General features: G+C 64.2%; 23 protein-coding genes. 13 read left to right on the forward strand and 10 right to left on the reverse strand.

The window, feature by feature from the left end; all coding sequences use genetic code 11:
• Positions 1 to 94 precede the first annotated feature (94 nt).
• A complete protein-coding gene (locus JG747_RS04115; RefSeq protein WP_202361212.1) occupies positions 95 to 1,735 on the forward strand; it encodes an ABC transporter substrate-binding protein in 1,641 nt (546 codons plus the stop codon).
• Positions 1,736 to 2,079: 344 nt separating this feature from the next.
• Here JG747_RS04115 and JG747_RS04120 read toward each other — a convergent pair whose 3' ends face one another.
• Complete coding sequence (locus JG747_RS04120; protein ID WP_202361213.1) at positions 2,080 to 2,592, reverse strand: hypothetical protein; 513 nt, start codon at positions 2,590 to 2,592, stop codon at positions 2,080 to 2,082.
• Between the two features lie 155 nt (positions 2,593 to 2,747).
• On the opposite strand from JG747_RS04120, the gene JG747_RS04125 reads away from it, so the two are divergent.
• Positions 2,748 to 3,566, forward strand: a complete 819-nt coding sequence (locus JG747_RS04125) for a DUF3800 domain-containing protein (RefSeq protein ID WP_202361214.1) — start codon at positions 2,748 to 2,750, stop codon at positions 3,564 to 3,566.
• Between the two features lie 472 nt (positions 3,567 to 4,038).
• On the opposite strand, the gene lepA is transcribed toward JG747_RS04125, so the two are convergent.
• Positions 4,039 to 5,844, reverse strand: a complete 1,806-nt coding sequence (lepA, locus tag JG747_RS04130) for a translation elongation factor 4 (protein ID WP_027047572.1) — start codon at positions 5,842 to 5,844, stop codon at positions 4,039 to 4,041.
• 198 nt (positions 5,845 to 6,042) lie between these two features.
• Between lepA and JG747_RS04135 the strand changes: the two genes are divergently transcribed.
• The 5 genes from JG747_RS04135 to msrA all read left to right on the forward strand — a co-directional run bounded on the left by JG747_RS04135 (position 6,043) and on the right by msrA (position 9,748).
• On the forward strand, positions 6,043 to 7,170 hold the full coding sequence (locus JG747_RS04135) for a TadE/TadG family type IV pilus assembly protein (RefSeq protein WP_069090596.1): 1,128 nt from the start codon (positions 6,043 to 6,045) through the stop codon (positions 7,168 to 7,170).
• A 115-nt stretch (positions 7,171 to 7,285) separates the two neighbouring features.
• On the forward strand, positions 7,286 to 7,612 hold the full coding sequence (locus tag JG747_RS04140) for a hypothetical protein (protein WP_020629096.1): 327 nt from the start codon (positions 7,286 to 7,288) through the stop codon (positions 7,610 to 7,612).
• Positions 7,613 to 7,727: 115 nt separating this feature from the next.
• The gene (locus JG747_RS04145; RefSeq protein ID WP_069090595.1) at positions 7,728 to 8,426 is read left to right on the forward strand and encodes a DUF1223 domain-containing protein; all 699 of its coding nucleotides are present in this window, start codon (positions 7,728 to 7,730) and stop codon (positions 8,424 to 8,426) included.
• An 83-nt stretch (positions 8,427 to 8,509) separates the two neighbouring features.
• A complete protein-coding gene (locus JG747_RS04150) occupies positions 8,510 to 8,809 on the forward strand; it encodes a hypothetical protein (RefSeq protein ID WP_069090594.1) in 300 nt (99 codons plus the stop codon).
• A 210-nt stretch (positions 8,810 to 9,019) separates the two neighbouring features.
• Positions 9,020 to 9,748 (forward strand): peptide-methionine (S)-S-oxide reductase MsrA, encoded by a 729-nt coding sequence (msrA, locus tag JG747_RS04155; protein WP_083246497.1) that lies wholly within the window; start codon positions 9,020 to 9,022, stop codon positions 9,746 to 9,748.
• 62 nt (positions 9,749 to 9,810) lie between these two features.
• Here the strand turns inward: msrA and JG747_RS04160 are convergent, their stop codons facing one another.
• Together JG747_RS04160 and JG747_RS04165 are read right to left on the reverse strand one after the other, a co-directional pair.
• A complete protein-coding gene (locus tag JG747_RS04160; protein ID WP_038650857.1) occupies positions 9,811 to 10,311 on the reverse strand; it encodes a hypothetical protein in 501 nt (166 codons plus the stop codon).
• Positions 10,312 to 10,651: 340 nt separating this feature from the next.
• The gene (locus JG747_RS04165) at positions 10,652 to 10,924 is read right to left on the reverse strand and encodes a DUF4242 domain-containing protein (RefSeq protein WP_032932362.1); all 273 of its coding nucleotides are present in this window, start codon (positions 10,922 to 10,924) and stop codon (positions 10,652 to 10,654) included.
• 244 nt (positions 10,925 to 11,168) lie between these two features.
• Here JG747_RS04165 and JG747_RS04170 point away from each other — a divergent pair, with 244 nt between their 5' ends.
• Entirely contained in the window at positions 11,169 to 13,757 is a 2,589-nt protein-coding gene (locus JG747_RS04170; RefSeq protein ID WP_202361215.1) for an ATP-binding protein, read from the forward strand.
• A gap of 31 nt (positions 13,758 to 13,788) precedes the next feature.
• On the opposite strand, the gene JG747_RS04175 is transcribed toward JG747_RS04170, so the two are convergent.
• Entirely contained in the window at positions 13,789 to 14,793 is a 1,005-nt protein-coding gene (locus tag JG747_RS04175; protein ID WP_038650851.1) for a cytochrome d ubiquinol oxidase subunit II, read from the reverse strand.
• A 5-nt stretch (positions 14,794 to 14,798) separates the two neighbouring features.
• Positions 14,799 to 16,160: a cytochrome ubiquinol oxidase subunit I gene (locus tag JG747_RS04180; RefSeq protein WP_019862207.1), complete on the reverse strand. Its 1,362-nt coding sequence runs from the start codon at positions 16,158 to 16,160 to the stop codon at positions 14,799 to 14,801.
• A 239-nt stretch (positions 16,161 to 16,399) separates the two neighbouring features.
• On the opposite strand from JG747_RS04180, the gene JG747_RS04185 reads away from it, so the two are divergent.
• Together JG747_RS04185 and JG747_RS04190 are read left to right on the forward strand one after the other, a co-directional pair.
• Positions 16,400 to 17,326 carry an ABC transporter ATP-binding protein gene (locus JG747_RS04185; RefSeq protein ID WP_202361216.1) on the forward strand — a complete coding sequence of 309 codons (927 nt, stop codon included), beginning with the start codon at positions 16,400 to 16,402 and terminating at the stop codon, positions 17,324 to 17,326.
• On the forward strand, positions 17,323 to 18,084 hold the full coding sequence (locus JG747_RS04190) for an ABC transporter permease (protein WP_019862205.1): 762 nt from the start codon (positions 17,323 to 17,325) through the stop codon (positions 18,082 to 18,084). The genes JG747_RS04185 and JG747_RS04190 overlap by 4 nt, the downstream gene beginning before the upstream one ends.
• 119 nt (positions 18,085 to 18,203) lie before the next feature.
• Here JG747_RS04190 and JG747_RS04195 read toward each other — a convergent pair whose 3' ends face one another.
• The 4 genes from JG747_RS04195 to tauA all read right to left on the reverse strand — a co-directional run bounded on the left by JG747_RS04195 (position 18,204) and on the right by tauA (position 21,179).
• On the reverse strand, positions 18,204 to 18,416 hold the full coding sequence (locus JG747_RS04195) for a hypothetical protein (protein WP_244748329.1): 213 nt from the start codon (positions 18,414 to 18,416) through the stop codon (positions 18,204 to 18,206).
• The gene (locus tag JG747_RS04200; protein ID WP_202361217.1) at positions 18,413 to 19,273 is read right to left on the reverse strand and encodes an ABC transporter permease subunit; all 861 of its coding nucleotides are present in this window, start codon (positions 19,271 to 19,273) and stop codon (positions 18,413 to 18,415) included. The genes JG747_RS04195 and JG747_RS04200 overlap by 4 nt, the downstream gene beginning before the upstream one ends.
• Positions 19,270 to 20,043, reverse strand: a complete 774-nt coding sequence (locus JG747_RS04205) for a taurine ABC transporter ATP-binding protein (RefSeq protein WP_202362227.1) — start codon at positions 20,041 to 20,043, stop codon at positions 19,270 to 19,272. Before JG747_RS04205 ends, JG747_RS04200 begins: the two co-directional genes overlap by 4 nt.
• Before the next feature lie 122 nt (positions 20,044 to 20,165).
• Positions 20,166 to 21,179, reverse strand: a complete 1,014-nt coding sequence (gene tauA / locus JG747_RS04210) for a taurine ABC transporter substrate-binding protein (protein WP_202361218.1) — start codon at positions 21,177 to 21,179, stop codon at positions 20,166 to 20,168.
• 601 nt (positions 21,180 to 21,780) lie between these two features.
• Here tauA and JG747_RS04215 point away from each other — a divergent pair.
• The 3 genes from JG747_RS04215 to JG747_RS04225 all read left to right on the forward strand — a co-directional run bounded on the left by JG747_RS04215 (position 21,781) and on the right by JG747_RS04225 (position 23,945).
• Positions 21,781 to 21,936, forward strand: coding sequence for a hypothetical protein (locus JG747_RS04215; RefSeq protein WP_155772688.1), 156 nt, complete (start codon positions 21,781 to 21,783; stop codon positions 21,934 to 21,936).
• Positions 21,937 to 22,105: 169 nt separating this feature from the next.
• Positions 22,106 to 22,576 carry an RrF2 family transcriptional regulator gene (locus tag JG747_RS04220; RefSeq protein ID WP_064982249.1) on the forward strand — a complete coding sequence of 157 codons (471 nt, stop codon included), beginning with the start codon at positions 22,106 to 22,108 and terminating at the stop codon, positions 22,574 to 22,576.
• 25 nt (positions 22,577 to 22,601) lie between these two features.
• Complete coding sequence (locus JG747_RS04225; protein WP_202361219.1) at positions 22,602 to 23,945, forward strand: FAD/NAD(P)-binding protein; 1,344 nt, start codon at positions 22,602 to 22,604, stop codon at positions 23,943 to 23,945.
• The last annotated feature ends 7 nt before the right edge of the window (positions 23,946 to 23,952 follow it).

Consider the following 23,952-nt stretch of genomic DNA (forward strand, 5'->3'; position numbering starts at 1 on the left):
CGCGTCGGCGATCCGCCGGGACGAGCCTGCTTCCGTGCAAGCCCCAAAACCCCAGCGCTTTTGGGCGGCCTGCACCAACGACAAGGGAACGACGATGAGATTCATGCTGACCGACCGCAAATTGCATCCGCAGGCCAAGCCCGTCGCCGAGGATTTCAAAACCGGCGGCATCAGCCGCCGCGAATATCTGGCGCTGATGGCCGGCCTCGGCGTCAGCGCCGCCGGCGCGTTTGCGCTCGGCGGCTTCGCCCCGACGCCGGCCCGCGCCGCCGAACCGAAGAAGGGCGGCACCTTGCGCGTCGCCATGAACGTCAAGGGTTTCAAGGACCCGCGCACCTTCGACGGCGTCGAAATGTCCAATGTCGCCCGCCACTGCAACGAATATCTGGTGCGCTGGAACACCGATTTCTCGTTCGAGCCCTGGCTGCTCGAAAAATGGGAGATGAGCGACGACGCCAAGACGCTGACGCTGCATGTGCGCAAGGGCATTTCCTGGTCGAACGGCGACGCCTTCAACGCCGACGATGTCGTCCACAACCTCACCCGCTGGTGCGAGGCCGGGGTGGCCGGCAATTCGGTCGCCGCGCGCATGGGCGCGCTGGTCAATGCCGACACCAAGAAGGTGGTCGATGGCGGCATCGAGAAGGTCGACGACCACACGATCAAGCTCAACCTGCCGAAGCCCGACATTTCGCTGATCGCCGGCATGGCCGACTATCCCGCGCTGATCATGCACCGCTCCTATGAGGGCGACGGCGATCCGATGAAGGCGCTCGCCATCACCACGGGCCCCTGCGAACTGGTGAAATGGGACGCCGAGACGGGGGCGGAGGTCAAGCGCAAGGACAAGCCGTGGTGGAAGGGCGAGTTCTATCTGGATGGCATCCAGTGGATCGACTACGGCTCCGACCCCAACGCCATGCTGTCGGCCTTCGAATCCGGCGAGATCGATACCGACCATGAAACCGCCTCCGACGCCGTCGCGCAGACCGACAAGATGGGGCTGAAGAATTCCGAGATCGCCACCGGCTCGACCATCGTCGCCCGCTTCAATATCGGCAACGCGCCCTATGACGACATCAAGGTTCGCCGCGCCGCCCAGCTCGCCGTCGACAATGCGGCCGTGCTGGCGCTCGGCCTCGGCGGCCGCGGCAAGCCCGCCGACAACCACCATGTCGGCCCCATGCACCCCGAATATGCCGATATCGGCCCGGCCAAGCGCGATGTGGCGGAGGCCAAGAAGCTGCTCGCCGCCTCCGCCAAGCCGGACCATGAATATGAGCTGATCTCGGTCGACGTCGAATGGCAGAAGAGCACCGGCGACGCGATATCAGCGCAGATGCGCGAGGCCGGCCTCAAGATCAAGCGCACCGTGCTGCCCGCCGCCACCTTCTGGAACGACTGGAGCAAATACCCCTTCTCCTGCACCGAATGGCTGGGTCGCCCTCTCGGCGTCCAGGTGCTGGCGCTGGCGTATAAATCGGGCGCCGCCTGGAACGAAAGCGCCTACGCCAGCAAGGAGTTCGACGAGTTGCTCGACAAGGCGCTCGCCACCCCCGACGCCAAGGCGCGCAAGGAGATCATGGCCGGCATCGAGAAGAATTTGCGCGATTCCGGCATCATCATCCAACCCTACTGGCGCTCGGTCTACCGGACCTACCGCAAGGGGGTCGAGGGCTGCGAGCAGCACCAGGCGCTGGAGCAGCATTTTGAGAAGGTTTGGTTGGAAGGCTGAGACGCGGGCGCTGGTCTTTCCTTCTCCCCTTGTGGGGTGAGGGGCGGTCCGCGTCAGCGGACGGAAAGCCAACTGCTTGGCTTTCCGAGCCTCGAACGCCCTGAGCCTGCGAAGGGCTGAGGGCGCTGGCGCTGGTCTTCCCTTCTCCCCTTGCGGGAGAAGGTGGATTGCCGCGAAGCGGCAAGACAGATGAGGGGTGCGTGACGGAGTGAGGCTTTGCTATTTAAGGCCTTGAGTCCGTAACTTTCGACGGTATCGCCAAGCTGGAACACCCCTCATCCGTCTCGGCGCTAGCGCGCCGATCCACCTTCTCCCACAAGGGGAGAAGGAAAGGCGCGCTCCCCTCACCGCCCATCCCGCACCAACGTCCAGATCCACCCGATAAAGGTCAGCACCAGGAACGGATAGCCGGCCGCCGGCAGCGGCGACGAGGTCGGCAGCAAGGGCGCGCCCCACAGGATCATGCCGGCCGAGACGACAAACAGCACGGCGGCGACGAGCGCGGTAAGCCGCATCCACAGCGCGAACGTGCCCGGCGCGCTGACCATGACCAGCCCCGCCGCCCACAGCGAGATGCCGCCGACATAGGAGGGAACGCTGGCCTGCAGGCCCGCCGCATTGCCCGCCAGCAGCAGGCTCTCGCCGGCCAGGAAGGTCAGGAAGCCGGCGGCGACGCAGTCATTGCCGAGCCGCTGGTATTTCATGGTGAGCAGCGCGGTGGCGACGACCAGCGCCACGCCGTCGATCGCCCAGAGCGTCTCGCGCAGCGGAGCGCTGGCGACGAAGGTGCCGGCGAGGCCGAAGGCGCCGCCGATGGCGAGGCCGAGAGAGGCGACGGTGTCTGAGGTGGTGCGCATGTGGTGTTTCCCGAGCCGGGGAGAGGATACGCCGCTAAAGGACGTTCTCAAAGGGTGACCCTCAGTCTGGCCCGCCCATCGGTGTGACGCGAATGCGGGCGGCAGCGGAACTGTCTACTTGACTCTTGCGGTCTTCCGAGATTCCCATCAGTTGAATGCCTCTCAAATTCTATGCCTATGTGGACGAAGCGGGCGACGAAGGCTTCGGTAAGTTGCGCAGTCCCACCAAATCCGGCCAATCACGTTGGCTTGGTCTTGGCGCGGCGCTTGTCACTGAGGAAAATGACCGGTTCATGCCGGTGTGGCGTGACGAGATCGTAGCACTGTTCGACAAAAAGAAGAACCGGCGCGACCTGCACTTCCGACACCTCAATCACAATCAACGTGTGGCCGCCTGCAATGTCCTGAAGGATAAGCCGGTCGGCATTTGCGTCATTGCCTCGAACAAAGAGACGATCCTGGATAGCGAGGAAATCGACGTCTTCAAACGAAAGCAGCATCTTTACAACTATCTCGTTCGCTTCCTTATGGAGCGTTTGACGGCTGCTTGCGCTTCGAAAGCGAAGACCCAAAACGACACCGCCAGTCTGTTCGTCACATTCTCTCGCCGCGCCGGTACAGACTATCAACAGATGCGCGCCTACTTCGAACTGATGCGGGATGGGCGAGAGGTGTTGAAGCCGGTGCGCACAATCAATTGGACGGTGTTCGATCCTGCAAACTTGAGGGTGGAAAACCATGCTGTCCGTGCAGGACTTCAGATTGCTGATGTCGTGACCAGCGCCACGTGTTGCGGGCTTGAGCCGAATGAATATGGCAACGTCGAATCCCGTTATGCCCTGTCGCTCAAAAAACGATATCTGATGGAGCGCAGCCGCATCCTAAATTGCGGCCTCACGCTGATACCGCCAATAGGACGCTGCCCCCTCAGTGATGAGCAGGCAGCGTTCGTTAGTCAGTTAAACAGTAGGTGACAGGCCCCCGGACCCCTGATGCACATCGCGAAGGATGCTGCTGCCGTAAAGACAACTCGGGGTAATCCCGGCGCTTGCCTGCCATGCATAATATGACATTGTTCCTATTTTGTTTCAAGATGTTTTCACGATAAAATATAGCCGAATCAAACTGTTACAGCAGCAGTTTGCCGTGAAACACCAGTAAGCCATTGAAAACGAGTCGTTTTTTCCTGCGCTGCTCGTATCGCCAAAGAGGTAGTTTTAGCTGGATGGGCTCGCGATAGCGTTCCTGCTTAGACCTCAACAGGTCTGCGGTAGGCGCTTGCCCATGGCACCTTAACGAACTCGCCAGCGCCGCCCATGGGCGTGAAGTCATCCGAGCGCATAGCCGCACCCCCGGGGTGGGACCCGCTGCCTCCGGCAGCTCCCACCCGGACTTGCGCTCGCTTCGACCCACCGGGTCGATGCGTCGGGCCGAAGGCCCGACCGCTTAATCCCCCATCTTAAGCGCCTGGATAAACGCCTCCTGCGGGATATCCACCTTGCCGAACTGCCTCATCCGCTTCTTGCCCTCTTTCTGCTTGTCCAGCAGCTTGCGTTTGCGCGAGACGTCGCCGCCGTAGCATTTGGCGGTCACGTCCTTGCGCAGCGCCGAGATGGTTTCGCGGGCGATGACCTTGCCGCCGATGGCGGCCTGGATCGGGATCTTGAACAGATGGTGCGGGATCAGCTCCTTCAGCTTCTCGCACATCTGCCGGCCGCGCTTTTCAGCCGCCGTGCGGTGCACCAGCATGGAGAGCGCGTCGACCGGCTCCTCATTGACCAGGATCGACATCTTCACCAGGTCGCCCTCGCGGTAGTCGGTCAGGTGATAGTCGAACGAGGCATAGCCCTTGGAGATCGACTTCAGCCGGTCATAGAAGTCGAAGACGACTTCGTTGAGCGGCAGGTCGTAGGTCAGCATGGCGCGCTTGCCGACATAGGACAGGTCGGCCTGGATGCCGCGCCGGTCCTGGCAGAGCTTCAATATGCCGCCGAGATAGTCGTCGGGGGTGAGGATGGTGGCGCGGATCCACGGCTCCTCGATGGCCGAGATCTTCACCACGTCGGGCATGTCGGCCGGGTTGTGCAATTCCTTCACCGAGCCGTCATTGAGCAGCAGCCGGTAGACGACGGATGGCGCGGTGGCGATCAGGTCGAGGTTGAACTCGCGTTCCAGCCGCTCCTGGATGATTTCCAGATGCAGCAGGCCGAGGAAGCCGCAGCGATAGCCGAAGCCGAGCGCCGCGCTGGTTTCCATTTCATAGGAGAAGGACGCGTCGTTGAGGCGCAGCTTGCCGACGGCGGCGCGCAGGTCCTCGAAATCGGCGGCGTCGACCGGGAACAGGCCGCAGAACACCACCGGCTGCGCCGGCTTGAAGCCGGGCAGGGCCTGCGCGGTCGGGCGCTTGTCCTCGGTGATGGTGTCGCCGACGCGGGTGTCGGCCACTTCCTTGATCGAGCCGGTGAAGAAACCGAACTCGCCGGGGCCAAGCTCTTCGACATTGATGCGGGCGGGCGTGAACACGCCGGTGCGCTCGACCAGGTATTTGGCGCCGGTGCCCATCATGCGGATGGTCTGGCCCTTCTTCAGCACGCCGTCGATGATGCGCACCAGCACGATGACGCCGAGATAGGCGTCGTACCAGCTGTCGACCAGCATGGCCTTCAGCGGCGCTGTCGCATCGCCCTCGCGCGGCGGCGGCAATTGGTGGACGATGGCTTCCAAGACATCCGGAATGCCAAGGCCCGTCTTGGCCGAGATCAGCACGGCGCCGGAAGCGTCGATGCCGATCACCTCCTCGACCTGCTCGCGGATGCGCTCGGGCTCGGCGGCCGGCAGGTCGACCTTGTTCAGCACCACGACGATCTCGTGGTTGTTGTCGATGGCCTGGTAGACATTGGCGAGCGTCTGCGCCTCGACGCCCTGCGAGGCGTCGACCACCAGCAGCGAGCCCTCGCAGGCGGCCAGCGAACGCGACACTTCATAGGCGAAGTCGACATGTCCGGGCGTGTCGATGAGGTTGAGGATATAGTCCTCGCCATTGTTGGCGCGGTATTTCAGCCGCACGGTCTGCGCCTTGATGGTGATGCCGCGCTCGCGCTCGATGTCCATCGAGTCCAGCACCTGCTCCTTCATGTCGCGCAGCTCCAGACCGCCGGTGGACTGGATCAGGCGGTCGGCGAGCGTGGATTTGCCATGGTCGATATGGGCGACGATGGAGAAATTGCGGATGTGGTCGAGGGGCGTGCTCATGTCGCGCGCTTTAGCAGGGGTGGCTTGCGGCGGCAAGGCTTGCGGCGCAAGGGCGGCGCCTTCGATCACAAAGCGGTGAGCCGCGCCAAATGCCGGTCCCGGCGGCCGCGGATGCTTAAACTTTGATCGATCGCGTTAGACCTTGGTTTGCTGCCGCGTGGTATATGCGGCATCACTAATATCCGCGGGGTAAAAAAAATGCTGAAAATTGCAGGCGGGTTCGCCCGTTCGCGCAGCGGCTCGATGATGCCGCTGTTTTTCCTGAGCCTGGTGCCCTTGATCACCGCCGTCGGCTTCTCCGTCGACTATACCAACGCCGTCGAGACCCGCTCCAACATGCAGGAAGCGCTGGATGCCGCGACGCTGGCCATCACCACGCTGCCGCCGACCACGACGCAGCCGGTCCGCCAGCAGGCGCTGCAGGACAATTTCACCGCCAACAACGGCCAGGGCACCACGACGCTGGTGAGCTTCAACGTTGCCGCCGACGGCACCGTCACCGCGCAGACCTCGGCCAGCTTTGCCATGCCGACCAATTTCATGACCATCGCCCGGATCAACACCGTGCCGGTCGCCGTCGCCTCGGGTGTCAACAAGGCGCCCGGCCTGGTGCAGGCGACGTTCAAGATCGACAAGGTGTCGGGCTACTGGAACAAGATCATGACGCTTTACGGCACGGCCTTCAGCGCGACGACGTCGCAAAAGCTGATGACCGCCAGCTATGTCTACTCGCCCTACACCTATTCATACAAGGTGAACGGCAAGTCCTATTCCATGACGGAACCGAAGGGTTACGGCACGACGACGATCTCGCTTGTCAATGGTTCGACATCGACGATAGTCCAGACGCAGACATGCTCGACCATCGGTGCGACGGCCGCTTTCACCAGCCCGCCGTCGGGCGCGATCCTGAGCGCCGGGCAGTACGACAGCAACAGCGGCAAGACGGTCTATTTCCAGACCACATGCGTCACCACCAACGTGCCGGCCACCGGTGCCGGCGCCGCCGTCGACGTCAGCCAGATGGGCCAGCTTTACCTGCAGATGGATGTCACGACCGGCAACAAGGCAACGTTCAAATCGAACGACGCCACCACCTCCGACCACCTCTATCTGGGCACCACACCCACGCCCTTGACCGAGGTCGCCGCGGGCAAGCTCATCGACATCTTCAGCGTCGTGCCTTGCTCGCAGACCAGCTACCAGGCCTGGGAAGACGGCGGCACCACCCTTCCCGCGGATTATACCAATGCCGACTTCGTCTACAACATCTCCGGCAAGTGCGACTTCAACCAGCGCCCGTCGCTGACGGCGCTGACGCAGTAAGGCAGCCAATCTCCGGCGCTGAAAAAATCCGCACTCAATCTTGATTGGCACGGTATTGGCGGACAGGGTCGGCGGGGCCTAGCCTGGGGCACGTCAACTCCCGGAGAAGAACCCGATGCCTGATTCCGTGCTGCGTGTGTCCATCCTGCGCTGCGATGCAGCGAAGTTCGCGTCGTTGCGAGAGATGATGGTGGACGCCGAAGCAGAGCTTCGGCCCGGCATCGAGGCCCTGCCGGGGCTGCTCGTCTTCTACGCCGGCGCCGACGAGGCGACATCGTCGCTGATCAATACCAGTGTGTGGGACACGCTGGAGCACGCCAGGCAACTCGATACGTTCCAGCCCATGCTGGATGCGGGAAAGCGTTTTGTCGCCGAAGGCGCAAGGTTCGAGCGGCCGATCATGCACTACACCTCGCTCTGGCGTTTCGGGCCGCTCGCGTAGGCCTGGCGAGGCGCTCCAATCACAAACCGGTGAGCGCTGTAACGAAGCGGCAGATGGCAGCGAAATGGGGGAATGACCGGCGCGTCTCAGCGCCGTCCCCCACGGAGCCCGCCCTATGCCGAGATCCTCAAAGTTCATTGCCCTGTCCAGCCTGGGGGCGTTGGCGCTCGCAGCCTCGCTCGGTGCCGCCGCCGCGCAGCCGCTCAGCGTCGTCGAGCTGTTCACCAGCCAGGGCTGCTCGTCCTGCCCGCCGGCCAATGCCAATCTGATCAAGGTCAAGGACCAGCCAGGCGTGCTGGCGCTGTCCTTCAACGTCACCTACTGGGATTATCTCGGCTGGAAGGACACTTTTGGAAAGCAGGAGTTTACCCAGCGCCAGGTTTCCTACGAGCCGCCGCTCGGCCATGACGGGCCGTTCACGCCGCAAGTGGTGGTCAACGGCCATGCCGATGTGGTCGGCGCCGCACCGGGCGAGATCGAGCATCTGATTTCCGCGACCGGCAAGACCGGCGGCCCCTCGCTGTCGCTCGGGGGCGGCAAGGTGACGATCGGCGCCGGTGCCGCACCGGGCGGCAAGGCCGATGTGTGGCTGGTACGCTATGCCAAGGGCGTCGTGCAGGTGCCGGTGGCGCGCGGCGAAAACACCGGGCGCACGCTGCCGCATGCCAATGTCGTGCATGCGCTGGAAAAGCTCGGCAGCTGGACCGGCGGCGCCACCGCCTATGCGCTGCCGGCCGCGCCCGGTGGCTTGAGCACCGCCGTGCTGGTGCAATCGCCGGGCGGCGGACCGATCCTGGCCGCCGCCACCAACTGATTTTCTTTCTCTTCGCGCGGGGCCGCATGCAGCGGCAACGCATCACCCGGCCCGCTTGCGCGCCAAAACCCAAGGAAACATCCATGACCAAGTACCTGACCCTGCCGGCGCTCGCCTTCGCGCTTTCGGCCGCCGTTTTCGTCGCCGGCGCCCGTGCCGACGAAGCGACCAACGCCATGAAGCCCGCCAATGCGATGGCCACCGACGCCATGAAGCCGGCGACGGATGCGATGAAGCCGGCGGATGCCATGAAGCCCGCAACCGACGCGATGAAGCCGGCCGACCCGATGGCCACCAATGCGATGAAGCCCGCAGCGGACGCGATGAAACCTGCCGCCGACGCCATGAAACCGGCGGCGGACGCGATGAAGCCAGCGCAGTAAGCAGGTCGGCTGCCCCTCACCCAGCCTCCGCTTCGCTCGCCTGACCGTTCCGGGGCGAACGGCGCCAACTTTTCTTCTCCCCCTCGGGGAGAAGGTGGCCCGAAGGGCCGGATGAGGGGGAGTGCCTGCGGCGGGAGCCGCCGCACGGCAAATTGAGACCTCTTGGCGGCTCACGTCGTATATATTGGAACAACAACAGGAGATCAGAACATGACCGGTATCGAAAAGACACGGCCGTTCTTTACCCGCGGCGCGCTGGCCGTGCTCGGTTTTGCCGCGGTGGCGGCGGCCGCCTTCTGGCAGACCCCGGCGCGCTCCGCCGAGGACGCGGTGGTGATCCCGCCGCCGGCAATGGACGAGAAGGCCGCCCCGGGCAGCGAGACGGCGATCTTCGCCGGCGGCTGCTTCTGGGGCGTGCAGGGCGTGTTCCAGCACGTCAAGGGCGTCAGCAAGGCCGTCTCCGGCTACACCGGCGGTGCCAAGGATGACGCCGTCTACGAGACCGTCGGCACCGGCCGCACCGGCCATGCCGAATCCGTCGAGATCACCTACGACCCGTCCAAGGTGACCTACGGCCAGCTGCTGCAGGTCTATTTCTCGGTCGCCCACAATCCGACGCAGCTGAACTTCCAGGGACCGGATTCCGGCACCCAGTACCGCTCGACGATCTTCGCCGAGAACGACACGCAAAAGAAGATCGCGCAGAGCTATATCGAGCAGCTCGACAAGGCCAAGCTCTATCCGGCACGAATCGTCACCACGATCGAGACCGGCAAGACCTTCTATCCGGCCGAGAACTACCACCAGGATTTCCTGACGCTGAACCCGACCTATCCCTACATCGTCTACAACGACCTGCCCAAGGTGGCGAACCTGAAGCAGCTGTTCCCGGCGCTGTACAGCGACAAGCCGGTGCTGGTGCTGTCGGCCAGCAATTGAATTCAAAAAGGGGCGCGCATCTTACCTCCAAGGGTGGATACGCGCCCCTTCTATCCAGCCGGTTACATGGCCTTCATCGCGTCGCATGACACATCAGGGTTCATGTCGGCGAAGGTGCCTGTCGGGTTCTTCTTCCAGGCCCAGACATGCAGCTCGTAGAAAGGCCCCAGGCCATACCGGTTGGGCGCGCTGTTGAAGTTGAACAGCTGTCCTTCCAGGGAGGCCGGACCTTTCGAGGTGATGTATTCGACGGCCACCAGCTTGAGCTTGCCGTCTGCCATCGGCTCGTACATCACGGCCTCCGGCTTAGCGAGGTCGACGGCATCGTCCTTCAGGTAGGCCGCATTGACGTAGTGAATGCCCATGGCGCCGCCGGTGATGCCGCTGGCGCAAGGGATCGGCGCATAGCCTTCCGCGGTGGCCTTCGCCACATCCTCGAAACGGCTGTCGGCTGCCCGCACCTTCTCATCCAGCCTGCCCGTGTCATTGGCATTCGCCGCCGTTGCCGCGATCGACAGGATCGACAGGTTGATGAGGTGCCTGGTCCACACATGAATGTTCATTTTCTCTCCTGGTTTGTTGATTGCGCGCGGGGACAGCCGCCCCGCCGCGAAGTCGGGCCTGGGCTGGGCGCATCATCTGTCCGACCGGGTGAAGTCCCAGTATTGCGGCAGCTCCACGAGCTCCGGCAAGCCGATGTCGCGTCTCAGATAATCGTCCTGCGGTGGCAATCCGCGCCGGCTCGGGCGCAAGGGTGCGAACAGCAAGGCGGCAAGCTGCCGGAAAAGCCGGCCCAGTAACGGGTCTCGTCCGACCGGTCTCGAAGCCGCCGACACCTCGCTGGACGCGTTGTCAGGCAAGCCGCCATCGCCGCGAAGGGCAGTTGGATGCGCATTGCCGCGATCAACGGTAAAAGTAAGGGTCAAGAACCCGCACCTCCGTGATCTTGTCGACCGGAAGCGCGTTTTTCTGGGCAGTGCTGCGGATCGCTTCGGGCGAGGGCGCATCATAAATGCAGAAGCTCTGCTTCTTGTCCGGCGAGACGAAGGACTGCACCCAGGTCACGCCCTTCTCGGCGTTGCGCATGATCACGCCGCCAAGCGCCTCAGCGCCGACATCGTTCATCGGCACGCTGAGGCCATCGGGAAATGTGCGTTCAACCACATAGCGAGGCATATTGGTTTTCCTTTTTCCATGGTTTCACGCTCGATTTGAGCGCGCCAGGACATTGACCACGCTCGCCATGGACGCGCATCGGAGCCTTTCCCTATGTTTTGTGGGAAGATTCCCTATAATGGCGACGTTATGTGTGAGATTGCACCGAAATGTGTGGAGGGTCACATTGTCGGTGATGGTCCCGGACGCTTCTGGCGGACGTCCAGGGAACCGCCGAAACACAATCCTTTCTGGGCGTATGATGATGCTTCTGGAACGGCAGACACAGCTGGCGCAGCTGGATGAACTTCTCGCAGAGGCCGCGAATGGTCGCGGCCGCGTGGTGGCGCTGTCGGGCGAGGCAGGCGCCGGCAAGTCGGCGCTTGTCGAGGCCTTCGTTGGCGGAGTTGCCGATGGCACGCGCATCTTCCGCAGCGCCTGCGAGGATCTGTCGATCCCCGATCCGCTCGGCCCGCTCTACGATCTTGCCCGCGAGGCGCAATGGGCGATGCCGCAGGCGATCGACGCGCGGCAGGGGCAGAGGTTGCCCCTGTTTTCCGACGCGCTGGGAGTCTTCGAGGCAAAGAGCCAGCCGACGCTCCTGGTCATCGAGGACCTGCACTGGGCCGACGACGCGACACTGGATTTCGTTCGCTTCCTCGGGCGCCGCATCGCCAACACCCACATCCTGCTCGCCCTGACGGCGCGCACCGACCGCAGTGAGGGGCAGATGCGCGTGCGCCGCGCGCTCGGCGAAATCCCCGCCGGCAACGTCGTGCGCATCGATGTGCCGCTGCTGAGCGAGGCGGCGGTGCTGTTGCTTGCCAATGCCGCCGGCCGTGATGGCGATGCCATCTACCGCGCGACGGCGGGCAATGCCTTCTTCGTCACCGAGCTTTTGTGCGCGGACAATGAGATGACGCCACCCGCCAGCGTACGCGACGCCGTCGTCGCACGGGCCGAACGGCTGTCGGCCGGCGCCCGCTCGATGCTCGATGCAGTTTCGGTGTTTCCCAGACGCGCCGACGCGTGGGCCTTGCAGGGCCTGTGCGGCGTCGCGGCTGCCGGCCAGCTCGCGGAATGCGTGTCGAACGGCCTGCTCGACGATCTCGGCGACGGCTACGCCTTCCGTCATGAGATCGCGCGCCGCGCCATCGAGATGATGCTGACGACCAGTTCCAGGAGATTGTTCAATCAGCGTGCGCTGTCGGCGCTGCTCGAGAATGGTGGTGTCGCCACAGCGCGCCTCGTCCACCATGCGGTCGAGGCGCACAATCTGCAGGCGGTGCGTGAGTTCGCACCGATTGCGGCGCGGGAGGCCTCGCGTGTCGGCGCCCATCGCGACGCCGCCGGCTACTACGAGGTTGCCCTGCGGCAGGCCGATAGCTTGCCTCAAGACGAGCGCGCCGGCCTTTACGAGCAATATGCGTTCGAGTGCCATTTGATCGCTCGCATAGACGAGGCCATCAAGGCGCAGGAACAGGCACGTGTGCTGCAACAGGCGCTTGGCAACAGGCTGAAGGAAGGCGACAGCCTCAGATGGCTGTCGCGCTTCGCCTATCTTCTGGGGGACCGACAGGCAGCCGACATGTTCGGCGCCCAGGCGGTCGCATTGCTGGAAACCGTTCCGGCCAGCGCCGAACTCGCCATGGCCTATTCGAACCTTTCGCAGCTTGCGATGCTGGCCGAAAGGCTGGACGAGACCTTGTCGCTCGGCGCCAGGGCGATCGAACTCGCCGAACGGTTGAACAGGCCGGAAGTCGTTTGCCATGCTCTCAACAATGTCGGCGCCGCCGAGCAGTGGCTGGACCTGAGCAGCAGCAGGCTGCATCTTGCCCGCAGCCTCGAGATCGCGCTGGAGCAGAATTTTCAGGAACATGCCGCGCGCGCCTTCACCAACTGCGCTTGTGGCGAGATGAACCAGTTGGGCTACAGCCAGGCCCAATCCTTCCTCGATCGCGGCATCGACTATTGCGTCGAGAACGATCTGGCGACCTGGCGCGATTACATGCGTGGGGTGCGGGCCCAGTTGTTGGTGCGCAACGGACGCTGGGATGACGCGGCTGCCGAGGCGCTGGATGTGATTGCCAACGACCGGGCGACGGCGCTGGTGCGCTATCCCGCGCTCGTAGCGCTGTCGCGGCTGAGGGTTCGCCGCGGCGACCCCTCGGCAGAGCCGCTCCTGGCGGAGATGAAGCGGTTTCTGGAGAAGGGCGCCGAACTGCAGCGGCTGTTGCCCTACGCGGCTGTGATGGCCGAACTGGCCTGGCTGGGGGAGGCGGACAAGGACGAGGCGCTGCGGCTGATCGACCTTGCCGAGGGCATGTCGCCGACCCGGGCGGTGTTCGCCGAACTGGCAAGCTGGCGGCAGATGCTGGCGCCCGATGCAGATGCGGGCGACACATTAGGCATGGCCGCGCCCTACCGGATGCTGCTGGCCGGCGACTGGCGGGGAGCGGCCGCGGCGTGGGCCGAACTCGACGCGCCTTACGAACGCGCCCTGGCGCTGGCGCAGGGCGATGAGGCGGCACAGCGGGCGGCGCTGGAGATCCTTGAGGCGCTCGGCGCCCGGCCGGTCGCGAGCCATGTGCGCGACATCATGCGGCGAAACGGCGTCATCGGCATCGCGCGCGGACCGCGCCGCACCACGCGCGCCAACAGCGCCGGCCTGACCCAGCGCCAGATGGAAGTGCTGCAGCTGATCGAGCGGGGTCTCTCCAACAAGCGCATAGCCGAGCATCTCGCCATTTCGCCCAAGACGGTCGATCACCACGTCTCGGCGGTGCTGGGCAAGCTGGATGCCGTCTCACGCGGCCAGGCCTCCGCGTCCGCGCGCGCCAGCGGGCTGATCTGAAGGCGGCAGGCCAGTTTGAACGGCCGGCCCCTCAATCGTAGGTCAGATCCGTCGCCTTGCCGCCGAACACCCGGTAGGCATAGAAGGAATAGAAGATGATGATCGGCAGCACCACCACCGTGCCGACAAGGATGATGGCCAGGCTTTCGGTCGCCGACGCCGCCTGCCATATCGTCAATCTATCGGGCACCACGAACGGGTAGAACGACCAGGCGAGGCCGGCAAAGCCGAGCGCGAAGATGGCGGCCAGCGTCAGGAACGGCGTCAGCGCATGACGGTCGTCGGGCTTCGGCAGATGGAAGGTCTGCCGCCACAGCCACAGGAACAACAGCGCCGACAGGATCGGCAGCGGCGACAGATAGAGAATCTGCGGCCAGACGAACCATTTATCGAAGATGCGCGGGCTGGCGAAGGGTGTCGCCAGCGACACCGCCGCCATGCCGAGCGCCGTCAGCACCAGCGCGGTGCGCAGCCAGCGCACCGCCTTCTTCTGCAGCTCGCCTTCGGTCTTGTAGATCACCCAGGCGGCACCCATCGCCGCGTAGGCGGCGGCCAGGCAGAACGCCACCAGCACGCCGAAGGCCATGCCGCCCAGGCCGACATCGAGGCCGAGCACATAGACGCCCAGCATATAGCCCTGCGCCAGCGAGGCGATGACGGAGCCGAGGAAGAAAATGCGGTTCCAGCGATGCTTCTTGCCGCTCGGCACCTTGGCGCGAAAATCGAAGGCGACGCCGCGCAGGATCAGCCCGACCAAGAGCACGAAGACGGGAATGTAGAGCGCGCTGAGGATGACGCCATGCGCCATCGGGAACGCCACCAGCAGCAGGCCGACGGCCAGCACCAGCCAGGTCTCGTTGGCGTCCCAGAACGGACCGATCGCCGCGATCATCGTGTCCTGTTCGCCGTCCTCGGCCACGGCGAACAGAATGCCGATGCCGAGGTCGAAACCGTCGAGAATGACATAGATCAGGATGGCGAGGCCCATCAGGCCGGCGAAGATGAGGGGGAGAGCGGTGGGCCAGTCGAAGGTCATTTTTCTTACTCCCCAGCCGCCGGCTGCGACATGGCTGCTTTCATGACGCCCGGCAGTGGTGATGAATCGCCATCCTTCGCCGCCTTCAGCGCCAGATGCACCAGCACGCCGAGATAGGCGAGCAGCAGCAGCACGTAGAGGATGAGATAGACGGCGAGCGTCAGCGCGACATGGCTGCCCGCCACCGGGCCGACGGCATCGGCGGTCTTGAGCACGCCGGTGACCAGCCAGGGCTGGCGGCCGATCTCGGTCGTGTACCAGCCGGCCAGCGTCGCCAGCCAGCCCGACAGCGCCATCGGCACCATCAGCATGGCGAGCGGCTTCGGCAGGCTATGCCGGCGCTTGAGGAAGAAGGCGCCCGACCAGGAAACGGCGAGCATCAAAAGGCCGGTGCCGACCATGATGCGAAAACCCCAGAACACCGGGAAGACCGGCGGATGGTTGCCGGGATAATCGTTCAGCCCCGGCACCACGCCGTCGGTCGAGTGCCGCAGCACCAGGCTGGCGCCGTCCGGAATGGCGATCTCGAACCGGTTTTCCTTCGCCGCCTCGTCGGGCAGCGCGAACAGCACCAGCGGCACGTTGGGGCCGGTGTTCCAGTTGGCCTCCATGGCGGCGATCTTCTGCGGCTGGTGCTCCAGCGTGTTCAGCCCATGCTGGTCGCCGGCAAAGATCTGGATCGGGATCAGGATCGCGGCGGTGAAGACGCCGGTGCGCAACGCCTTCCACATCGATTCCGAGCGGTCGCCATTGAGATAACGCAGCGCCGACAGGCCCGATACCAGGAACGAAACCGTCAGACCCGATGCCAGCAGCATGTGAACGAGGCGGTAGGGCATGGACGGGTTGAAGACGATGGCCCACCAGTCGACGGCATGCGCCTTGCCGTCAATCATCTCGAAGCCGGCCGGCGTCTGCATCCAGGAATTCAGCGCGATGATCCAGAAGGCCGACAGGGTGGTGCCGCCGGCGACCAGCACCGTGGCCAGCGTGTGGACGCGGTTGGAAACGCGGCGGAAACCGAACAGCATGATGCCGAGGAAGGCCGCCTCTAGGAAGAAGGCGGTGAGGATCTCATAGGCCAGCAGCGGTCCGGCGATGTTGCCGACATGTTCCATATAGCCCGGCCAGTTGGTGCCGAACTGGAAGCTCATGGTGACGCCGGACACCACGCCCATGGCGAAGGACAGCGCGAACACCTTCACCCAGGTGAAATAGGCGCGCATCCAGGCGGAATCGTTGGTCGCGTTGTAGCGCAGCTTGAAGAACAGCAGCACCCAGCCAAGTGCAATGGTGATTGTCGGAAACAGAATATGAAACGAAATATTCGCGCCGAACTGGATGCGCGACAGTATGAGCGGGTCCATGGCGGGCTCCGGCTGCTATTTGCTGGCGTCAGCGTATGCCCGTTATGCGAGTTGGTCAAAGCGGCGTCCTGCCGCGAGGCTGAACGCCACAGGACAATTTTACCGGTTCATGCGGTACATCTCCAGCCGCTCCCGGCACTGGCTGTCCAGAACTGTCAGCAGCGCCATTGACTTGCGGTTGCACGCGACGACATTCGGCCTATATCAGGGGACCTCTTTCAGGCAGCCGTTTTCAGCCCATGCCCTCCATTCTGTCCATTTCCGGGGTCTCCAAGACCTATGCCACCGGTTTCACCGCGCTCAAGGAAGTCAATCTCGACATCCAGCGCGGCGAGATCTTCGCTTTGCTCGGGCCAAACGGCGCCGGCAAGACGACCCTGATCTCGATCGTCTGCGGCATCGTCAACCGCTCAACCGGCACTGTTACGGTGGACGGTCACGACATCAGCAAGGATTACCGCGCCGCGCGCAGCCTGATCGGCCTGGTGCCGCAGGAACTGACCATCGACGCTTTCGAGAGCGTCTGGGCGACGGTCAACTACAGCCGCGGCCTGTTCGGCAAGCCGGCCAATCCAGGCTTCGTCGAGAAGGTGCTGCGCGACCTGTCGCTCTGGGACAAGAAGGACGCCAAGGCGATCACGCTGTCGGGCGGCATGAAGCGCAGGCTGATGATCGCCAAGGCGCTGTCGCATGAGCCGCGCATCCTGTTCCTCGACGAGCCGACCGCCGGCGTCGATGTCGAGCTGCGCCAGGACATGTGGGAGATGGTGCGCCGGCTGCGCGAGGATGGCGTCACCATCATCCTCACCACCCACTATATCGAGGAAGCCGAAGCGATGGCCGACCGCGTCGGCGTCATCAACCGCGGCGAAATCATCCTGGTCGAGAACAAGGCCGAGCTGATGCACAAGCTCGGCCGCAAGCGGCTGGTGCTGGAGCTGCGCAATCCGCTGACGACGATCCCGGAAACCTTCTCGCGCTATGCGCTGGAGCTGTCGCCGGATGGCGGGCAATTGACCTACACCTATGACAACCAGGCCGAGCGGCCGGGCGTCGCCTCACTGATCCGCGACCTCGAGGCATCAGGCATCCAGTTCCGCGACATCGACACGCAAAACAGCTCGCTCGAGGAGATCTTCGTCAATCTGGTGAGGAGAGAGCCATGAACCTGCGCGCAGTGTGGGCGATCTACCGGGTCGAGATGGCGCGTGCCTTCCGCACCGTGCTGCAGAGCATCATCTCGCCGGTCATCTCGACATCGCTGTACTTCGTCGTCTTCGGCTCGGCCATCGGCTCGCGCATCACCGAGATCGACGGCATCAGCTACGGCGCCTTCATCGTGCCCGGGCTGATCATGCTGTCGCTCTTGACGCAGTCGATCTCCAACGCCTCCTTCGCCATCTATTTCCCGAAATTCGTCGGCTCGATCTACGAGCTTTTGTCGGCGCCGGTCTCCTATCTGGAGATCGTCATCGCCTATGTCGGCGGCGCGGCGACCAAGTCGATCATCCTCGGCCTGATCATCCTGGCCACCGCCTCGCTGTTCGTGCCGCTGCAGATCGAACATCCCTTCTGGATGATCGCCTTCCTGGTGCTGACGGCGGTGACCTTCAGCCTGTTCGGCTTCATCATCGGCATCTGGGCGAAAAGTTTCGAGCAGCTGCAGCTTGTGCCGTTGCTGATCGTCACGCCGCTGACCTTCCTCGGCGGCAGCTTCTACTCGATCCACATGCTGCCCGGCATATGGAAGACGATCACGCTGTTCAACCCGGTCGTGTACCTGATCAGCGGTTTCCGCTGGAGCTTTTACGGCAAGGCCGACGTCTCGGTCGGCGTCAGCCTCGGCATGACGCTGGTCTTCCTGGCCGTCTGCATCGCCATCGTCGCCTGGATATTCAAGACCGGCTACAGGCTGCGGAACTGACGCAGTGCTAAAGTCGTCGTCCTGGGGCAATTCCAGGAAAAGTGTGAGCGGTTTTCCGTCCGGAATTGCTTCAAAACAAAGAGTTGGAGCGATACAGGGAACGAAGCTCCCTGGAGCTCTCACTGCGACCAATACTGCCAGGCCCAGTAAAAATTTTCGTCGCGCGGCGGCAGGCGGTCGCGGCCGGTCGGGAATTGGACCGACGCCGGCGAGAGCTCCTGGCTCGCCGCCTTGTCATCGGACGCGAGGCCGAGCAGCCAGGCGCCGAAATGGGCGAACAGCACGGCGGTGGAATGGGTCATCGTCACTCTCCTGCGCTTGCGGTTGATCATTCCCGTCCCGCCCACGGGACGAGCGCGCGCTCGATCCGGCGGATGGTGAATTCGAGCACGAAGGCGATGGCCGCGATCGCCAGAATGCCCATGATCACCACGTCGGTGACCAGGAACTGCGCCGCCGACTGGATCATGAAGCCAAGCCCGCGCGTCGCCGCCACCAGCTCGGCCGCCACCAGTGTCGACCAGCCGGCGCCGAGCGCGATGCGCAGCCCGGTCAGGATCGAGGGCAGGGCGCTCGGCAGGATGACGTGGCGGACCACCTGGCGCCTGGTCGCGCCGAGCGAGCGCGCCGCGTCGATGCGCTCCTGCGAGACGCCGCGAACACCCGATGCGGTCGACAGCGCCACCGGCGCCAGCATGGCGATGGCGATCACCAGGATCTTCGATGGCTCGCCGATGCCGAACCAGATGATGACCAGCGGCAGATAGGCCAGCGGCGGGATCGGCCGCAGGAATTCCAGCAGCGGATCGAAAATGCCGCGCCCGACCGTGCTGATGCCGATGGCAAGACCGACCGGCACGCCGACGAGGATGGCGGCGACCAATGCGGCGAACACCCGGCCGAGGCTGGCGACAGTGTGCTGCAGCAGCGTCGCGTCGACGAAGCTGTCGCGCGCCACGACGATGAATTTGTTCCACACCGCGACCGGCGAGGGCAGGAACACCGGCGACACCAGCTGCAGGCGGGCCGACAGCCCCCACGCCCCCAGCACCAGCAGTATGGTGACCGCGCTGATCATGCGGGCCGAAACCCCTTTGCGTTTCGGGCTGGGCCGCGACCACGGCACCGATAGGCCGTCGGCCTCTTCGGTCCTGTGGCCGGCGCGCTCGGTGTAGGAGGAGATGGTCATGCCGCTTCTCCCTCGAAGATGGCATCGGTCAGTTCGCCGCGCGCCGCGGCGAAGGCCGGGTCGGCCTTGATCGCGCGGATGCCCTCGCCCGCGGCGTAGCGCCTGGAGAAGCCTGGCTCGAAGCTGCGCACGACGCGGCCAGGGCCTAGCGCCAGCACGACGATGCGGGTGGCGAGCACCAGCGCCTCCTCGATGCCGTGCGTGACCATCAGCACGCCGGCATGGCTGGCCGTCCAGAGATCGAGCAGCGTCGTCTGCATGCGCTCGCGCGTCAGCGCATCGAGCGCGCCGAGCGGCTCGTCGAGCAGCAGGAATTGCGGTTCGGCGGCGAGCGCGCGGGCAAGGCCGACACGCTGGCGCATGCCGCCGGACAGCTCCCAGATGCGCTTGTCGCCGGCGTCACCGAGCTTGACCAGCGCCAGAAGCTCGTCGGCGCGCCGCGCACGCTCGGCCGGCCGGACACCGCGCAGACGCAGCGCGAAGGCAACATTTTCGCGCGCGGTCAGCCAGGGAAACAAGGCATCGTTCTGGAACACCACGGCGCGATCCGACCCTGGCGCCGTGATCGGCCGGCCGTCGGTCGTGGCATTGCCGCGCGCCGGCGTGACCAGGCCGGCGGCGACATTGAGCAGCGAGGTCTTGCCGCAGCCGGAACGGCCGACAAGGACGACGAAATCATCCCCGGCCACATCGATCGACACACGCTCGACGGCAGGTGCCGGCTGGCCGTCATAGTGGATCGAGATCTTGTCGAGCACGAGATGCGGCATGGAGCCTCTCAGGACGTTCATTGAAACTCGCCTGCCCCGAAAACGCGCCTCGTCAGCGATTCCGGGGCAGGCACGCGGCGTCAGGGAAGGAGATCCGCGCGCGTTCAGGTGGCGCCAGGCGCTCAGTTCGAGGCCAGCGCCTCGGTGACGTATTTCGATGTCACATATTTCGAATAGTCCGGCAGCACGGCATCGACCTTACCCTGCTCCTTGAGGAAGGCGGAGGCCGCCGCGACCGCCTTGACCGTGCCGCCGCCGAGGAATTTGTCGGAGGCCTGCTCTTCCAAGGTCGGGAAGACATAGCCCTTCAACAGTTCCGGCACCTCTTCCAGCTTGGCGCCGGTGAGCTTGGCGATCTTGCCGGCCTGCGGCGAGGACACCGACCAGGCGTCGGGCTTGGCGAGGTACTCGGCATAGGCCGCACCCGTCACCTTGACGAAGTCGCGCACGGCTTCCGGGTTCTTCTGCGCAAAATCGGTGCGCACGATCCAGGCGTCGAAGGTCGGCGCTCCCCAGGCGGCGACCTGCGAGGAATCCACCACCACCTTGCCCGTCGTCTTGATCTGGCCGAGCGCCGGATCCCAGACATAGGCCGCATCGATGTCGCCGCGGGCGAAGGCGGCGGCGATTTCCGGCGGCCGCAGATTGAGGATCTGGACCGACTTCGGATCGACATTCTCGTGCTTGAGCGCGGCAAGCAGGCTGTAATGCGTGGTCGAGACGAAGGGCACGGCGACCTTCTTGCCGGCGAGGTCGGCGACCTTCTCGATGCCGGCGCCGTTGCGCGCGACCAGCGCCTCGGACGGTCCGATCAGGCCGACGACGAAGATGGTCTGGATCGGCAATTCGCGGCTGGCCGCGGCCGCCAGCGGGCTCGAACCGACATAGCCGATATCGACCGAGCCGGAAGCGACCGCGGTGATGACATCGGCGCCGGAATCGAATTTGCGCCAGTCGATCGCGGCCTTGGTAGCCTTTTCATAGGCGCCATCGGCCTGCGGCACCTTGGAGGGTTCGACCACCGTCTGGTAACCGATGGTGATCTTCAGGTCATCGGCCAAAGCCGGGCTGAGAAAGGCGGCGCCGGCGAGGGCAGCCGACGACAGAAGGAGAATGCGTCGCGAAATGGTGGACATCAAAGGGCTCCATGAAAACAGAGAAAACCGGATTGCCCTATGATAGTCCGCTAATTCTATCGGCCTTGTAGAGTTAAATCCTTCCAACGAAGGCGGGTTTGTTGGAAAAAATCTGCCGACGAGATGGCGCCAAGGCGGAAAGGGCGGCTGCAGCGGCGGTCACCCGCGATGGTAAACCTCCATATGAAGGGGAATGACGCCCCACGAACGCCAGACTTCGTCATCCCGGGCGAAGCAAGGAGCGAAGCGACGCGGCGCAGACCCTAGATCCATGCCGGGACTCCGGAGCGCTGCTGCGGTTCAGGTTCTGGTCCGCTGCACCCTTAGACCAAGGTCGCGGCATGGATCCATTGGGCTGCGGAGCAGCTCCGGGGGTCTCCGCGACGGAGCTTCGCTCCTGCTCCGCCCGTGGATGACGAAGTCGGGAAGGCTCGGGGCAGGTCGACAACCGTCGGCACCCATCACCCACGAAATGACAATTTTCGCTTTTGCGATTGCCACGAAAAATCCATGCCTCAAACAGCCACGGAATTGACATGCCATTCCGCGTGTTCGAGGGTAAGTATAGTATCCTTATCGACATGAGGGATTGGAGGCGACGATGAGCGGGCACCCCACCACCATGATCGTTCACGGCATGCGTCGGCTGAAGGCACCACATCAGTCGGCGCGCGACACGGCGGACCTGCGGGAAACCATTTGCCGCCTCTTCGCCATCGAGATGCATTTCTGTGCTCTTATTGGCACAAAGGCCTGACAAAATGGCTATTGCGGCTTGAAAACGAAGAAAATTCAACGTTTCTCGGCTTGTACATCATGTCACTAGAATTTATGTGTCATGGATGCTTGGGCGCGGCGGGGAGGCTCGCCAGGCGTTTCGCAACGGATGGCTTCGTGCCATCGCAGGACAGAGAAACGTTCGGTCAATGCTCACCAAAAAAGGCAAGTACGGCCTCAAGGCGCTGGTCCACCTCGCGCATATGCCGGCCGGGCAGCTGGCTTTCGTCAACGACATCGCGACCGGCAACAACATTCCGAAGAAATTTCTCGACGCCATACTGGGCGAGCTGCGCAATGCCGGTTTCGTCCAGAGCCGCAAGGGCAAGGATGGCGGCTACCGCCTGGCGCGGCCGGCCGACGAGATCAAGGTCGGCCATGTGGTGCGCGTCCTCGACGGGCCGCTGGCGCCAATTCCCTGCGCCAGCCGCACACAATATCAGCGCTGTGAAGACTGCAACGAGGCGACATGCCAAGTCCGACATCTGATGCTCGAGGTCCGGCAGGCGATCGCCGAGGTGCTCGACCAGCGCAGCCTCGCCGAAATGCGCGACATCGTCCTCGACGACCTTACGGTCGCGAGGGCTATCGACGAGCTACCAGTGAAGGTCCAGGCCTGACGCCTCCCGTCCTGCGGAGGCGCGCATGAGTGGCCGCGCGAACTCGATCATCATCGTCGGCGGCGGCGCCTCGGGCGTCGTGATGGCCGCGCATCTCCTGAAATCACCCAATCCGGATCTGCGCGTCACACTGATCGAAAGGCGCCCGCATTTCGGTCAAGGCATCGCCTATTCGACGCTGCTGTCGGCCCATGTCTTGAACGTCAGCGCCGCCGGCATGAGCGCCTATGCCGACGATCCCGGCAATTTCTGGCGCTGGCTGCAGGGGCGGGGCCTGGTCGACCCGGAGCAGACGCCGCAGACACCCTTCTACGCGCCGCGCAGTATTTATGCCCGCTATCTCGGCGAGCTGCTCGACGAGCTCGAAGCGCGCGAGCAGCCGACCGGACGGCTGCGCCTGATCCACGAAGAGAGCCTGTCGATCACGCCGACCGCGTCGGGCGTCGAGGTGGCGCTTGCCAACGGCACCAGCGTCGTCGCCCATCTGGCCATACTCGCCACCGGCCATGACGAACAGCCGGCGCAAGGCCATGCGATCCGCATGGGCTCGGAGGCCGACACCGCGCTCGACCCGGAAAGCCGCGTCATGGTGCTGGGCACCGGCCTCAGCATGGTCGATGCGTTCCTGGCGCTGGAACAGCGCGGCCACACGGGCGAGATCGTCGCGGTGTCGCGGCGCGGCCTGCTGCCGTCGCCGCACCGCAAGGGCAATCCGATCAAGCTCGACGTCGCCGACATCCCGCTCGGCACCCAGCTTTCCTATTTCGTCGGCTGGTTCCGCGACCTGATCCGCGAGAACCAGAAGGCCGGCGTCGACTGGCGCGACGTGGTCGATGGTCTCAGGCCGTTCAACCAGAAGATCTGGCAGAACTGGCCGGCTTCGGCCAAGCGCCGCTTCGTCGAGCACACCAAGGCCTGGTGGGACATCCACCGCCATCGCATGGCGCCGGAAGTCTACGCCAAGGTGACGCAAGCCGTGCAGGCCGGCCGCATCCGGCTTGTCGCCGGGCGCGTCGTCGGCATCGTGCCAAGCGAGGCTTTCAGCGTCGACATCCAGTCGCGCCACAGCCAGCTTGTCGAGACTTTAGTCGTCGCCCGTATCTATGATTGCTCGGGCATCGTGCGGGACATTTCGACCTCGTCGAACAGCGTGGTGCGCTCCCTGGTCGACCGCGGGCTCGCGCGGCCGGATCCGATGCGCATCGGCCTCGACGTCTCGGCCAATTGCGAGATCATCGCCAGCGACGGCACGGTCTCGCGCAAGATCCTCGCCGTCGGCCCGCTGACGCGCGGCACCTTCTTCGAGATCGACGCCATTCCCGACATCCGCGTCCAGTGCGCGCGGCTGAGCAAGCAGTTGCTGGGATAAATGCCGG

This window comes from Mesorhizobium sp. 131-3-5, assembly GCF_016756575.1.
In the GTDB taxonomy this organism is placed as follows: domain Bacteria; phylum Pseudomonadota; class Alphaproteobacteria; order Rhizobiales; family Rhizobiaceae; genus Mesorhizobium; species Mesorhizobium jarvisii.